Annotated in this window: 14 protein-coding genes; 13 read left to right on the top strand and 1 reads right to left on the bottom strand. The window is 59.6% G+C overall.

The window, feature by feature from the left end:
- Positions 1 to 518: 518 nt before the first annotated feature.
- From G6R15_RS04655 to G6R15_RS04620, 8 genes are all read left to right on the top strand, one after another.
- Positions 519 to 1,022 carry a hypothetical protein gene (locus G6R15_RS04655; protein ID WP_164658603.1) on the top strand — a complete coding sequence of 168 codons (504 nt, stop codon included), beginning with the start codon at positions 519 to 521 and terminating at the stop codon, positions 1,020 to 1,022.
- On the top strand, positions 1,019 to 1,441 hold the full coding sequence (locus tag G6R15_RS04650; protein WP_164658602.1) for a hypothetical protein: 423 nt from the start codon (positions 1,019 to 1,021) through the stop codon (positions 1,439 to 1,441). The genes G6R15_RS04655 and G6R15_RS04650 overlap by 4 nt, the downstream gene beginning before the upstream one ends.
- Entirely contained in the window at positions 1,438 to 1,962 is a 525-nt protein-coding gene (locus G6R15_RS04645) for a hypothetical protein (RefSeq protein WP_164658601.1), read from the top strand. The genes G6R15_RS04650 and G6R15_RS04645 overlap by 4 nt, the downstream gene beginning before the upstream one ends.
- Positions 1,959 to 2,375 carry a C40 family peptidase gene (locus tag G6R15_RS04640; RefSeq protein WP_164658600.1) on the top strand — a complete coding sequence of 139 codons (417 nt, stop codon included), beginning with the start codon at positions 1,959 to 1,961 and terminating at the stop codon, positions 2,373 to 2,375. Before G6R15_RS04645 ends, G6R15_RS04640 begins: the two co-directional genes overlap by 4 nt.
- Positions 2,372 to 5,728 carry a phage tail protein gene (locus tag G6R15_RS04635; protein WP_164658599.1) on the top strand — a complete coding sequence of 1,119 codons (3,357 nt, stop codon included), beginning with the start codon at positions 2,372 to 2,374 and terminating at the stop codon, positions 5,726 to 5,728. Before G6R15_RS04640 ends, G6R15_RS04635 begins: the two co-directional genes overlap by 4 nt.
- 20 nt (positions 5,729 to 5,748) lie before the next feature.
- Complete coding sequence (locus G6R15_RS04630) at positions 5,749 to 7,458, top strand: tail fiber domain-containing protein (protein WP_164658598.1); 1,710 nt, start codon at positions 5,749 to 5,751, stop codon at positions 7,456 to 7,458.
- Between the two features lie 90 nt (positions 7,459 to 7,548).
- The gene (locus tag G6R15_RS23085; protein WP_373456002.1) at positions 7,549 to 7,785 is read left to right on the top strand and encodes a Com family DNA-binding transcriptional regulator; all 237 of its coding nucleotides are present in this window, start codon (positions 7,549 to 7,551) and stop codon (positions 7,783 to 7,785) included.
- Positions 7,776 to 8,582 (top strand): DNA adenine methylase, encoded by an 807-nt coding sequence (locus G6R15_RS04620; protein ID WP_164658596.1) that lies wholly within the window; start codon positions 7,776 to 7,778, stop codon positions 8,580 to 8,582. Before G6R15_RS23085 ends, G6R15_RS04620 begins: the two co-directional genes overlap by 10 nt.
- 235 nt (positions 8,583 to 8,817) lie before the next feature.
- Here G6R15_RS04620 and G6R15_RS04615 read toward each other — a convergent pair whose 3' ends face one another.
- A complete protein-coding gene (locus G6R15_RS04615; protein ID WP_164658595.1) occupies positions 8,818 to 10,449 on the bottom strand; it encodes an arylsulfatase in 1,632 nt (543 codons plus the stop codon).
- A 401-nt stretch (positions 10,450 to 10,850) separates the two neighbouring features.
- On the opposite strand from G6R15_RS04615, the gene G6R15_RS04610 reads away from it, so the two are divergent.
- The 5 genes from G6R15_RS04610 (at position 10,851) to G6R15_RS04590 (ending at position 14,583) form a co-directional block, all read left to right on the top strand.
- Positions 10,851 to 11,288, top strand: a complete 438-nt coding sequence (locus G6R15_RS04610; RefSeq protein ID WP_164658594.1) for a DUF2852 domain-containing protein — start codon at positions 10,851 to 10,853, stop codon at positions 11,286 to 11,288.
- A gap of 78 nt (positions 11,289 to 11,366) precedes the next feature.
- Positions 11,367 to 11,804, top strand: a complete 438-nt coding sequence (locus G6R15_RS04605) for an RDD family protein (RefSeq protein WP_164658593.1) — start codon at positions 11,367 to 11,369, stop codon at positions 11,802 to 11,804.
- Positions 11,805 to 12,045: 241 nt separating this feature from the next.
- Positions 12,046 to 12,861 carry an arginyltransferase gene (locus G6R15_RS04600; protein WP_164658592.1) on the top strand — a complete coding sequence of 272 codons (816 nt, stop codon included), beginning with the start codon at positions 12,046 to 12,048 and terminating at the stop codon, positions 12,859 to 12,861.
- Positions 12,862 to 12,867: 6 nt separating this feature from the next.
- On the top strand, positions 12,868 to 13,257 hold the full coding sequence (locus tag G6R15_RS04595; RefSeq protein WP_164658591.1) for a VOC family protein: 390 nt from the start codon (positions 12,868 to 12,870) through the stop codon (positions 13,255 to 13,257).
- A 237-nt stretch (positions 13,258 to 13,494) separates the two neighbouring features.
- Entirely contained in the window at positions 13,495 to 14,583 is a 1,089-nt protein-coding gene (locus G6R15_RS04590; protein ID WP_164658590.1) for a DUF2855 family protein, read from the top strand.

Raw genomic sequence — 14,583 nt, 5'->3', positions numbered from 1 at the left:
CATCGACGTCCAAATTGCCCTTCGTCCTAGAACCGAATGTCTGACGTCAATGCCAATGGGTTCAAATAGGGTGATTTGATAGAGAGAGTGTGGTCTTGGCTCATCCTACGAACATTATTTCAAAGTGATCAACGGCCGGGTGCAGGGTTGCTCGAACTTCAAACAGTTCGGCGACCTAACGCACACTGTGGCAGACGCCGTGTCGAACGATTCTGACGTGATCTAAGTGGCCGCTGACGTGATCTGGAACGATACCCCCACACCCGGCGGAGACTTGGGATGGATCTGCACCACGGGCGGCGTGGGAGGGACCGCTGTCTTCAAGTCCATCGCCACTATCGCCACCTAATCGGAGAGACCCACACACCTGGGGAGGTCAGGCTCTTGGTCGCACCTGCCCTGCGTAGAGTTTGTTCAAACGGAGTTTGAAACATTGCCTGAGCAGTGGCGATGCGCAGAGAGCGGGCTTTGCAAAGCCGCCCGAACGGCCCATTGCGGTCGCTCGATGCGGTGCCGACATGCTGCGTTCGCTGCCTGCATTGCGGACATTGAGCGCTCTCCCCTGCCTGGCGGGTGGCGGTGATCTGCAAATGGGCGGGCAGGCTGCCGGGCTGCTTGCCGGGCGTGGCGGCCCCAAGCAGGACGATATTCTGTTCTGGGGCTCTGCTGGCGAGTTCATGCAGCTAGAAGCCTCCGTCGCCTATTATGGGCACGACTTCATGGAAGCCGTTCGCAACCGAACCCTGCCCCGCTTCGCAAATGGTGGCCCCCTTTCCGTGGCGGGTACCGCCGCTGGCTCACTTCGTAGTGCATCTGGCGGCGCTCACACATTCGTCTTCAACGACTATTCATCGGGCGTTCAAACCAAGTTTGAAGGGGAAGAGCGTGAGGCTGATGGTGGGCGGAAATTCGTATTTGGCCTGTCGTCCAAGGTTGCTGAAGCCATCGACCTTCCGGGCGGTGGTGCCCGCAAGACGCTGAAGCAGAAATACGGGCTGAAACCACAGGGGCCGAAACGATGAGCCCGGCGGTTTGGCCAGAGACACTGCCGCGCCCCACCCGATCGGGGTGGCAGGCGCAGGACATGGACCCGCGCCTCAAGCGCAAGGCGGACAAGGGCTTGCCCGGCTATCGGCGCGGTTGGTCCAATGTGGCGCGCCAGGTGTCGCTGATGATCAAGGTTGAGCGCTCGGAAAAGGCGGTCTTTGACAATTTCCTGACGGAGATGACCGGCCATGGCTCCGGCACCTTCTACATGCCCGATCCAACAACCGAAGGCTGGGCGTTCCTGGATGACGCGAACGCACCGCTGCTGACGGAGGACGGCACTCCGATCGAACTGTCGGCCCGCTGGCTCTGCCTGTTTGGCGACGAGATGCCGCGTGAGCGCATTCGGGGTGTCCGCTTTGAAATCAGCTTTAGTGTTTCGGTGATGCCATGAGACGTGTGTCCCTGAACGCCCGGAACGCGAGCCAGGACATCCATAGCGGCGAGGTCGAGGTGGCGCTGTTCTCGATCGAACACCCCTCGCTCGAGACGCCGGTGCGCCTGTCCACCGATCCGACCGAGCGGATCTCGGACGCGCCGATGATGTACGCCACCCGCTCGCGGCTCTTTGGAGCAGACCCTCAGGTCGAGCCGTATCTGTTTGTCCTGGCCTCGGCCGAGGTGCCCTCGGATCTGGAAGACGCGCCCGCGGCCGGGTCGATTGTTCTGTCGAACGTGGACAACCGGATCGCCGAGCAGCTGCGCAGCTTCACCGATCGGCCCGTGGTGCATATGGCCGTGGTCCTGGCCTCCAGCCCGGATCTGGCCGAGGTCGAATACCGCGATCTGCGGATGATGAGCGCGGACGGTGATGCCGGTGAAGTTCGCATCCAGATCTCGCGGGCCATGATCGAGGAAGAGACGATCCCGCAGTTTCGGTTCACCAAACACCGTTTTCCGGGGCTGTTCTCATGAGCTGGTCAAACACATACGTGGGCATTCCCCAGGCCGACAAAGGGGCGTCAGAGCGCGGCTGTGACTGCTGGGGGCTGACGCGCCTGGTCTATCGCCAAGAGCTGGGGATCAAACTGCCGAGCTATGATGGCGATTATGTCTCGCCCGATGAGCACAGCGAGGTCGCCGCCCTGGTCGATCGGATCGAAGACGGGGGGCCTTGGCGGGCGGTGGCCGGGACCGTGCGCCCCTTCGATCTGTTGCTCTTCAGGCGTGGGCGGTTCCGCTCGCACGTCGGGCTTGCGGTCAATTTTCCGCGCATGCTGCATATGGATGAGAGCGGCCAGGCCTGCCATGTCGATGTCAGCTTGCCCCGACATAAAACCCGCTTCTGCGGGGCCTACCGCCACCGCGATCTGGAGCGGCGGACATGAGCAAAGCACCCAAGAAGACCGTCCCAATCCTGACGGCCCCGCTCATCGATCCGGGCATGGCGCGGCAAGAATTGGAGGTGCCCGAGGGCCTGAGCCTGGCGCAGATGGTGGAGCATGCTTTTCCGGGGATGAGCCGGGCCAATCATGGCGCGCTGCGCGTTGTCCTGGTCACGCCGATCGGCGCGGCCGCGATCGATGCGCGGTATTGGCATATGACCCGCCCCAAGCCCGGTGTGCAGGTGGTCATTCGCATTGTGCCGGGCAAGGAATCGCTGCGCTCGGTTCTGCTGGCCGTGGTGACCGTTGCGGCCTTTGCCCTCACCGGTCCGTTGGCAGGTGCTTTGGGGGTTGGGGCTTCTACCTTCGGCACGGCCCTGGTTCGCGCGGGTTTGACGATTGTCGGCAGCCTCCTGGTCAACGCCCTGGTGCCAATGCCGGAACCGGAACAGGAACGGCAGAAGAACAGCTATTCGATTTCCGGCTGGCAGAACACGGCGCGACCCAATGAGGCACTGCCCGAGGTCTTTGGCCGGCATCGCGTTGCCCCGCCATTTGCCGCGCGCAGCTATTCCGAGATTGTCGGGGATCAGCAGTTCATCCGGGCGCTGTTTTGCCTGGGCGTCGGGCCGGTCAAGATCAGTGACATTCGGATCGGCAACACGTCGATCGACGAATACAAGGATGTCGAGATCGAGATCCGCGAAGGCTATCCAGGCGATGCCCCGTTGACGCTCTACCCCCAGCAGGTTTTGGAGGACAGCGAAGGGGCCGAGCTTGTGCGCCCGCCCCAATATGACGACGCGGGTGAAGTAATCGCCGGGCCCAACGTGGAAACCCCTGTGGTGCGAGAAACAGCGGCGGACACACAAGACGTCAATGTGATCCTGCAGTTCCCGCAAGGCCTGCACGCGTATGACGACAAAGGACGCCGTGTCGGGCGCGAGATCACCATCCGCATCCGTCAACGCCTGAAGGGCGATCAGGATTGGCAGGACGTGGCCACGCTGGACATCTGGGGCAACGAGAACAGCTCTATGTTCCGTCAGCACCGCTGGCAAATGCCGAGCCGGGGCAAATGGGAGATCGAGATCACCCGCATGTCCGACGATGTGCAGGACACGCCAGCGGGCAGCACTGTGCAACTGGCCGCCCTGCAGTCGATCCGGCCGGAATACCCGATCAACATGGATCAGCCGTTGGCGCTGTTCGCCGTGCGTGTTCGCGCTACTCACCAGCTCAACGGGCCGCTGGACAGCCTGAACGTCATTGCTGAACGGATCGGCAGGCGGTGGGATGGCACGGCCTGGAGCGAGGGCACATCGCGCAACCCGGCCGCCGCCTTTGTGGGCCTGTTGCAAAGCCCGTCAAACCCCTTTCCCGTGGCTGATGCCGAGGTTGATTGGGACGGCCTTCGCGACTGGCATGAATGGTGCGATGCCAAGGGCCTCAAATATGACCGCGAGCTCGAGGGGGGCTTGAGCTTTCGCGAGCTGGCCAATGAGATTTGCGCCGCCGGTCGCGCGTTCCACCGACACGACGGCGTCAGATGGGGCGTGGTCATCGACCGGCCCGAGGATCTGGTGGTCGATCACATCAGCCCGCGCAACTCAGGCGGTTTTAGCTGGTCACGGTCCTACTTTGATCCCCCGCATGCGTTCCGGGTCCGGTTCCGGGACGAGACCAACGATTATGCCGAGGCTGAGCGGATCATTCCGTGGCCAGATCACACCGGCGACATCACCATCACCGAAGAGATCCAGCTTCCCGGCAAAACCGACCCGCGCGAGATCTGGATCGAGGCGCGCCGCCGCATGTATGAGCTGATGCACCGGCCCGACACCTTCACCACCTCGCAGAGCGGAGCCGCGCGGGTCGCGACCAGAGGGGATCTGGTGATGGGGTCCTACGATGTGTTGTCCCATCAGCAGCAGGATGCACGGGTCAAGATGATTGAGGGCAGTTTGGTGGAGTTGGATCAGGTGATCGAGGCCGAGGACGATCAGGCCATGGCCATTCGGTTTCGGGTCTTTGCGCACGAGAATGACGTGATCGGTGCCTCTGTTGTGCGCCCCGTCACGTTACCGGTCCCCGACGCGCCCTTGCTCGCGCTGGTCGGCGACGGTCCCTTGCCCGCAGTAGGTGAGTTGGTTCACATCGGCCCCTACACCAAAGTCAGCGAGCCCATGAAGATCCGAGGGGTGGAAAGCGGCACCTCTTTCACCTCAACCCTGACCCTGATCCCGGCCGCGCCTGAGATCGATGAGCTGACCGACGCCGAGGTGCCGCCCGATTGGACCGGGCGGGTTGGGTCGGCCATTGTCATCGCCAATCAGACGCCGCCCACACCGCGTGTGGTGCGCATCGTGACCGAGCCGCAATATACAGGCGGCGAAGACCCTGGCGATCCAGCCGAGCCAGCGGCCACGACTGTGACCATGCACCTGGCCCCTGCCCAGGGCGGCGGCGTGGCCCTGAACGGATACCGGGTCGAGCATCGCCCGCAAACAGGCGGCGGCTGGGCTTCGATCGACGTGCCCGCAGCCAGCGCCCGCGCCACCATCACCGGTTACATCACCGAGGATGAGATCGAGCTGCGTGCCTATGCCGTCAGCTATGATGGCACCGAAAGCGACCCGACGCCGATCCTGCCGGTTGATGTGGGGGGCACTGACGTGCAGCTTCCCCAGGCTGTCGAGGATGCCTCGGTCATGATCGAAGGCGGGCTGGGACACGCCAAACTGACGTTGGCTATGCCTGCCGCACCTGCCTCGCAGGTCATCGTCTACCGTGTGCCCTTTGGCCAGGCGCTCGATCGGGATGCCCATGCTTTGGCCGCCCCCGTGACCGGCGCGACCGGGTCCACTGTCACCTTCACCGACGGCGACGCCACCCGGCAAAACCTGCTGGCCGATCCCAGCTTTGACGGGGCTGGCTGGACACTTGGCACCGATTGGACCGTCGCGGGCGGCACTGCCGATCATGCAGATGGCACCGCTGGTGATCTGAGCCAGGCCATCGCCCTCGATGAGGGCGAGACCTACAACTTCAGCACCGATGTGGGAACGTTGAGCGGCGGATCCCTGACACCAAAGCTGACAGGCGCGACGACACAGAACGGCGATGCGATCAACGCGGCCGGGCTCGAACTGCAAAGCCTGGTGGTGCCGACCGGCCAGACCGGCTTTGCCATCGGGGCCTCGGCGGCCTGCGTGGCCAGCCTCACTGAGGCGGCGCTTTATCTGGCAACCGGGGCAACGCTCAGCCCCTGTGCCTACACCTACTACCTGGAACCCAAAACAGACGCCGGATTGCCGGGATCGCTCAGCGGTCCGTTCAGCGTCACGGTTCGCTAACCAACCGAAAGGACGAATTCATGCCCGCAGGAGTTAGATCCACCGACCTCCCCCCGCAGACGCTGATTGATGCTTTCCTGGGCAACCGAGAAGGGGCAACCGCGCAGGTCTCATTTGCCGCCGTGCAAGCCCAGATGGAAGCCGCCATGGGCGTGGACCAAGTCAAGAAGAGAACGCCCATGGTGGCTTTGGAAGAGTTCGGTTCCATCGTACCCGGACAGGACCACAGCGCGGTTTTGAATGCCGCTTTTGCGTCTGGCGAAAGCATCCTCATGCCGCAGATCCCACTGCTGGCGGCGAACCTGACCCAGAGCGCAAACCAACAACACATTGTCAGCTCTGGCTTCACCACGATCACCAAGATTGGCAACGGGCCATTGTTCAGCGGCGCGGGTGATGATCTGGTCCTATCAGGCGTGATGTTCCGGGGCGACGAAGACGCCGCTCTGACGGGCGGGTTTACCGGTGACAATGTTATGCTGACCGGGCAAAGACCGCAGTTCGTGCGCTGTGCGTCGATGTGGACGCCGGGGCGGGCCATCAAGGCAACGGGCGGCAAGGTTTTGATCACTGACCCGATTGGCCCAATTGCCACGGCGGATACCAGCGGCGACGGCTATGACATCGAACTGGGCCAGAGTGGTGTTGCAACGCTCTATCACCGGATCGTCAATTGGGACGCGGGGTCTTTCAATGGCGGCATTCTGTTGATCGACACCGGGTCGCACTACCTGGCCGGAGGGCTGTTTGGCAAGTTGACCATCCAGGCGGGCACTCAGCCTGGTGGTGTCAACGGCGGGATGACCATGGGGTGTCGGATCGGTCGAGATATTCTGGTCGAACAATCCAACGCCGTATTTGTGGCCAACCAGCCAGAGTCCTCTGAATGCGACGTCACCTTTGCGGCAGGAACCTCCGGATGCCGCTGGGATGTCAGCAACCTTAGCCCTAAGTCGATCACCAACGACGGGAACGCCAACAATCTGATCATGCGCGAGACATCGACTGGCGGCACAAACAAGATTGCCTATGGTGATGGGGATGGTGTTGTGCAGTCGGTTGACCCGACAGCAGGCGATATGATTTTCCCCGGTTCGATCGGACTAGAGAACGGCAAGTCCTTTCGCATTAAGGACGGCGGCGGGACACCTCAGAGCGCCGTCACTTTGTCAGCGTCGGATGACTTCACGTTCGGCGCTGATACGGGTGCAAACTGGTCGATGATCAACTGCGGGTCTGCTGGCGGCTACATGGCCGTTTCCGGGACATCCGAATACCAGTGGGCCGATGGCTACTTTCGTCCAATTGGCGACGGGGCTGACAACCTGGGCGGGCCGTCGAACCGCTGGGCCAACATCTATGCGACCAATGGAACAATCAACGTTTCGGATGCGCGCGCTAAGGTCGACATCAACCTGCTCGACGCCGCTGAGCAGGCGACGTCGCGCGCTTGCAAGGGTTTGATCAGAACCTTCCGCTACAAGGACGCGGTTGAGCAAAAGGGCGATGCGGCCCGCATTCACGTGGGCGTCATTGCACAAGAGGTGATCGCCGCCTTTGAGGCCAACGGCCTCGATCCGTTCCGGTACGGCATCGTCTGCTATGACGAATGGGAGGCCCAGGAAGCCGTAGTGCGTGACGACAAGGTGATCGAGCCAGCAAGAGAGGCAGGCAATCGGTACGGCATCCGTTACGAAGAGCTGCTGGCCTTCATCATCGCGGCGCTCTAAGGCCCCCGAAAGGGAGGCCAGGCAGCGTTGTAGCGCCGCCCGACACGGGGTCCAAATTCTGACATGACCCCCGCCGACCAGACATAACTTATGGCCGCTCCCCACCCCGCGCGGGGTTCGGCCACGGTGAGACGATTCTGGTTAATGAAACATGAACAACGTTGCGGGCGGTGCCGCCGCCTGCTACTCAAAATGGAAGAGAACGCCCTGCGCGGCGCACTCGAAATCAAATGCCCGCGCTGCGGGACAATCACCGAACTGAGGCCACAGACGAGCCCTTCACCCAAGCGCCTGGAGCGTGATGAAGCGGATCTCGAATGCCTTTAACTCCTACCCAACCTGTTCATCCCGTAGCACCCTGGCTTGGTGGCAAGCGCAACCTGGCCAAACGGATCACCGCGATCCTCGATCGAACTCCGCACAACAGCTATTGCGAGCCCTTCGTTGGCATGGGCGGGATCTTCCTGCGCCGCTCCATGCGCCCCCGTGTTGAGGTGATTAACGACCTAAGTCGAGACATCGCCACCCTGTTCCGCATCCTGCAGCGCCATTATCCCCAGTTCATCGACTGCCTGCGCTTCCAGCTCACAACACGGGCCGAATTCGAGCGCCTCGTCGTCACCCGGCCGGAAACGCTGACCGACCTCGAGCGCGCTGCGCGCTTCCTGTACCTGCAGCGCACGGCCTTCGGCGGCAAAGTCACTGGGCGCAACTTCGGAATTTCCGGTGGCGGTCGTGCGACGTTCAATCTGTCCACGCTGGAACCCATGCTCGAGGACGTCCACGCGCGCCTCTCGGCCGTTGTCATCGAGTGTCTGCCTTATGGCGACTTCATGCGCCGCTATGATCGCCCTGGCGCGCTCTTCTACCTGGACCCGCCCTATTGGGGATGTGAAGACGACTACGGCAAGGCCATGTTCGCCCCCGAGGACTTCGAAGCGCTCGCGGACATTATGTCCACCGCAACTGGCAAGGTGCTCATGTCGATCAACGACACGCCAGAGATCCGCCGGATCTTCAAGGCGCATCATATAGAAGAGGTGAAGGTAACCTATACCGTTGCGAAACAGTCCAAATCTCGCGGGAAACGAGGGGAGTTGCTGGTGTCGAATTTCGAGTTGTAGGCGAGGAAGGACCAACAAGTTCGGCCGCCTCGTTTGCCGTGGGCCTTGACCGGCCACGGCCTGCTATGCGCAGGTAGTGAGCTTTGCAAAGTCTGAGCGGTTTACCTGAAGCGGACTTTAATCCTGAGCTCAGAGAATGCCAACGAAGAGCCCAACACGTCGAAGCTCACAGTGCGACTGCCCTACCGGCAAGTCGCACTAATCTCATACGTCCGGGTCGAACAAGCGCGGTGCACTACAGTTGAGCCGGAACAACACCGACTTCTTCTGAATAGGCTTCCCACGCGGTCGTCAGTTCAAGGAGCAGTTCTGGCATGTTTCCTGAAAGGTCGATGCTTTCGCCCGGGTCAGACGCAAGATCAAATAGACGCCAATTCCCATCCCCATAGGGTGCGGGAACCAGAACCGCTTTGAAGTCGCCTTTGCGCGCCCATTTTCCCCCTGCCATTTCTCCGGCAACAATTTCGTCAGGACCGTAGAGCGAATTTACGTCGCCGGTCAGAAGCGGCAGCATCGAACGGCCTCGTGGGGGTTCAACCTGACGACCATCGAAAGTCGCAGGATATTCAACACCAGCGGCGTCAAGCAGCGTGGGAAGGATGTCCCAAACATAGGCAAATGCCCCTGTTTTTTGGTCCTTCGATATACCCGGGCCCGAAATTATCAAGGGAACACGAATACCACCCTCGCCGACGGTTTGTTTGTATAACCCAAGAGCGCCGCTTGAGGCGGCCGCAAATCCGGGACCATAGGCATAGTTTGAGCCCGGGTGACCGAGGTTTTCGTAACTATGATCAAACTGGGCAATGAATTCAGGATCATCTGCACCCGGGTAATCGACTGAATAAAACGGGTTGGATCCGTTGTCGGACAAGAATACGATTATTGTGTTGTCCAGCTCACCAATGTCCTCCAGAAAATCAACGACGCGTCCATAGTGATAGTCCATAGCATCCACCATGCCAGCATAGACCTCCATGCCGCGCGCTTCTGTTTGACGCTCATAGAGTTGCAGGTTTTCCCATGGTGTCGTCAGAGGTTGAGGGCCCGGCAATGGCGCATCTTCTGGGATCAGGCCAAGATCTTTGGCCGTGGTCCAGCGTTTCGTCTTTAAGACATCGTATCCCTCGTCGTACCAACCGTCGTATTTCGACATCCATGGTTCTGGTACATGAACAGGATCATGTGGCGCGGTAAAAGCCAGATAGCCAAAGAACGGCTTTCCGTTGTCTCGACCCGCCCTGATTGAATCGATCAGAAAATCCGCATAGCTGCGGCTGGAATAGAAATCCGCTGGTAGTGTCTCTAGGTACGCTCCGTTCGATGCATATTTGGCGGGGTCGTCTTCAGGCAGTATCCCCAGCCTGTCGGCCCAATGACTGGCTCCGCCGACAAGCATCGTCAGGGTTGTGTCGAATCCACGGGTGAAAGGTAGCCGGTCTTCTGAATGGCCCAGATGCCATTTACCGGCCATGTATGTGTTGTACCCCGCGCTCTTCAGGATTTCCGGTAACGCTGCAACGCGATCATTCAAGTAGCCCTCATATCCCGGTTGGCCGCGTTGGTTATCGACGAGCATCTCGCTCATGGTTCCAAGCCCCGCGATGTGATTGTCATTTCCCGACATCAACATGGCCCGAGTGGGAGAGCAGGACACCGATGCATGGAAATCAGTAAAGAGCATTCCCTGCGCCGCAAGTTGGTCGAGGCGCGGCGTATCGATTTCTCCGCCGTAAGAGCCAATGTCGCTCCAACCCATATCGTCCGCCATCACCAGCAGGATGTTTGGCCGATCCCCCGCTTGGGCAATCCCTGAAAACAAGATCGAACTAAATAGGACAAACAAATTGAGAACTAGACGCTGCATCAGAAAACTCCGGAATTATGATTTTATCCAAAAGATGAGTTCATTAACGACGCAATCGATTGTTGTAGCAACCCCACTCTAGGTCCAGCTCAGTTGTGTGAGTGTCCGCTTCCGCCAAATTCACTCAAGAGGCCATGTCTGCTTTGGGCTGACCTCGGACCTTTGGAGCTTCACCCCTGCCCCAGAATCAAAAAACGAGTTGCTGCAACTATCTGTGTTCCAATTTGCAAAAATATGTGTCGCGCTACAATGTGTTCCAAATTGAAAAAATCTGTGTCGCGCTACACGCGCAACACCAAATGTAAAAAACATTCACATCAGCCCTTGCATCCCCAAACACAGTCCCCATCTTGATCAATGTGAAAGGCATTCACATAAACCTTGATCTGGAGAGACTGACAATGACCTCAATGACCGACCCCGTTGCCGCCCCTTCGAACCCGGGCTGGCTGCATCGCACCGAAGCTTGGCTCGACAGCAAGGGCAAAAGCGCATGGATCGCCGCCATGGTCCTTGGCTTTGTCTTTTTCTGGCCCATTGGCCTTGCCCTACTGTTCTACATGATCTGGAGTGACCGCATGTTCAGCAAATCTTGCAACAGCCAACGCAAATCTTGGAAACGTCATGGCATGCACGCCATGCGCCAGACCGGAAACACCGCTTTTGACAGCTACAAGGCCGACACACTGGCCCGTCTGGAAAAGGAGCAGGTGGACTTCGAGGCCTTCCTGGAACGTCTGCGCGAGGCCAAGGACAAGTCCGAATTCGACCAGTTCATGAATGACCGCGCTCGTGAGGCGGCCATCGATGACGATGACAAAAAGAACGACGCAGCCTGATTTGCAGGCGCCTCTCCCCACTGGTCCCCGCATATGTTGCGGGGGCCAAAGCCTTCCCTTCCCCGGACAACGAGCGCGATGACACATCTTCCCCATCCCGACCACCAGCCTGAGTTCTATGAAACCGTCGCAATGAAGCGACTGTTTGCCTGGATCCTGGACAGCTGCATCATCCTGGCGCTGAGTGTGGTCGCCGTATTGATGACCGCCTTTGTGGGCCTATTTGTTTGGCCGTTGCTCTATTTGGCGATTGGCTTTGTCTACCGTGTGGTATCCATCTCCAGCGGATCAGCCACCTGGGGGATGCGCTTTGTCGGGATCGAGCTGCGCGACGCTCATGGCGCGCGTTTGGACGGCGGTTTGGCGCTGGCGCATACTGCAGGCTATACTGTGTCGATGGCCCTGCCAGTGTTGCAGGTGATCTCCATCATCATGATGCTGACCAGTGCACGCGCCCAGGGTTTGACCGACGCGTTTCTAGGTACGGTTGCGATCAACCGGCGTGCTGTTGCCTAGCCTCTGAACCTGCTGAAAAATCGCCCGAAGGCGCTGCGGCCAATCACTGATGTTTCCGTCGAAACACACGTTCTCTTTGGGCTGGGTGGGCACAACTTTTGCCCACGCCTTCCCAGCCCTCCAATTTCCAATTGGACCGTCCACCGGGCTTGCAATCGACAGGTCATGCAATCGCCACTTGGCGGCTTTGGCGTCGGTTGCTATCATCCCCTGAAACCGCGAGCCGTTTTAAGAGTTTTTGATGCGCCACACGCTGCCGATTGTTCCACAGTTTTACGTGACGGCCCCTCAACCCTGCCCCTATCTTGAGAATCGAATGGAGCGGAAACTGTTCACCGCTTTGCAGGGCGACGGAGCTGATCAACTGAACAACGCCTTGTCCCGGCAGGGTTTTCGGCGTTCGCAAAATGTGCTCTATCGCCCTTCCTGTGCCGACTGTGCAGCCTGCCTGTCAGCCCGCATCAAGGTGAGCGATTTCGTCGCCAACAAGAGCCAAAGGCGTGCGCGTCGCCGAAATGCTCATCTGGGGCGTCGCGCGACTTCGCCTTGGGCCACGGACGAACAATACGATCTGTTTCGGCGCTACCTGGATACCCGACACGCCGATGGCGGCATGGCCGATATGGATGTGTTCGAATTCGCCGCCATGATCGAGGAAACCCCAATCCGCAGCCGGGTCATTGAGTACAGCGACCGTGAAACAGACGCTCTGGCGGCCGTGAGCCTGACAGATGTGCTCGAGGACGGATTAAGTATGGTCTATTCCTTTTATGAGCCCGAGTTGGGCAGCAATTCGTTAGGCACGTTCATGATTTTGGATCATATCGAAATCGCCCGCGAGGCCGACTTGCCATATGTTTACCTAGGCTACTGGGTGCCCGAGAGCCCAAAGATGGGCTACAAGGCGCGGTTTTCAGGGCTTGAGGTTTATATCGCAGGCAAATGGCAACCCATGAAAGACCCGGGCGACTACGAATCCGCCTCACACCCTTTGTCGACCGACCCGATTGCGGAACAAGTCGCCAACATCCAATTGCCTGACCGACGCGCGACCTGAGCCGATATGCCTCAACAACTTTTTGCAATTTCCCTCGTGGTGCCTGATTATGACGCGGCGCTGGACTTTTACGTCAACCGGCTAGGGTTCACCCTGGATCAGGACGAAGACCTGGGAGATGGAAAACGCTGGATTCGGGTGACACCGCCAGGTGGGACAGCCGGATCGCTGATCTTGGCCAAGGCAGATGGACCGACGCAAGAGGCCGCGATTGGCAAGCAGACCGGCGGGCGTGTGGGGTTCTTTCTGACCACTGATGATTTTGCCCGGGACCACGCTGCCATGCTGACCCAGGGGATCGACTTCGAAGAATCCCCCCGCCAGGAGCCCTATGGCACCGTCGCAGTCTGGCGCGATCCTTTTGGCAATCGGTGGGACTTGCTGCAGTTCTCGTGACGCCTCCGCGCTTGAGAACAAACCAGGCTCTCCCGCCCGTCGTCGATGCCCCCTGCGGGATATCTCCTCCCGTTGGGCCGGGCGCCTCGCTTGTCGCTCGGCGCATCATCGCAGAACGCTCATCGTCCTTGATGGCAGAAACAGGTACTATTCGGCAGCGCAACGTCACCGTTACCCATTCAAAACGGACGTGGCACTGTGTGACAGGAAAGAGATCAGGTGAAATGGGAGAGGCGCATGACCGAGATCACAACCATGCAGGTCCGCAAGGCAAACCTGGACGAACTTGGAGTCAGCACGACCCACAGCCCCGAAGACCTAAGCGGAAAGATCCTTGTGCGGATCGAGCGGTTTGGGATGACTGCAAACAACATCACGTATGGCGTTGTCGGTGACCGCATCGGCTATTGGAAGTTTTTCCCAACCGAGGACACCACTTTCGGTGTCATCCCGGTTTGGGGCATTGGCGTTGTCGAGGCCAGCGGCCTACCCGAGATCGCGGTTGGCGAACGGCTTTATGGATATTGGCCAATGGGCAGCCATGCCGTACTGGAACCTGGCCGCATTGACCAATCACGGTTTTTCGACGCCTCGGAGCATCGCAAGGAGCTTGCTGCCGTTTACAATCGCTATTTGCGCCTGTCCAACGATCCGCAGGACGATCCCGCGACTGATGACATGCGCATGGTGCTCTGGCCGCTCTATGCGACCTCCTTCTGCCTTTATGACTTTGCTCTGGCCGGGGAATGGTATGGCGCCGAACAGGTTCTCATCGTTTCGGCCTCGTCCAAAACCGGGATCGGTACGGGCTATGCCTTTCAGGCCGATCCAGATACGCCCAAAATCGTCGGGATGACCTCAACCGGGAACAAGGCCAAGGTCGATGCGCTGGATCTCTATGATCAGGTGCTGACCTATGATCAGATCGAGGCCGAACTGGAAAACGTCCCGACCCTGATCATCGACATGTCCGGCTCTGGTCCGGTGATCTCGCGCCTGCACCAGCACTTGGGCGACAACATGCGCTTTACCAGCCACGTGGGTCTGACACATTATTCCGAGGCCGGAATGGGCGATGGTTACATTCGCGAGCGGTCCGAGATGTTCTTTGCACCCGGCCATATCGCCAAACGCAATGCCGATTGGGGACCGGGTGAGTTTGAACGGCGTTCGGGCGACTTCTGGAGCCAAGCCATGCGTAAGAGCACGGACTGGCTGACGATCAACCACGCGCAGGGATTGGCCCAGGCACAATCCGCCTATCGCGAGGTGCTGGGGGGCGGAACACCAGCTGATCAGGCATGGACGATCTCTTTGATCGAATGA

The organism is Tropicibacter sp. Alg240-R139 (assembly GCF_900537075.1).
GTDB lineage: Bacteria > Pseudomonadota > Alphaproteobacteria > Rhodobacterales > Rhodobacteraceae > Falsiruegeria.
Note: the sequence above shows the minus strand (reverse complement) of the source record. Positions and strands in the feature narration are given on the sequence as shown.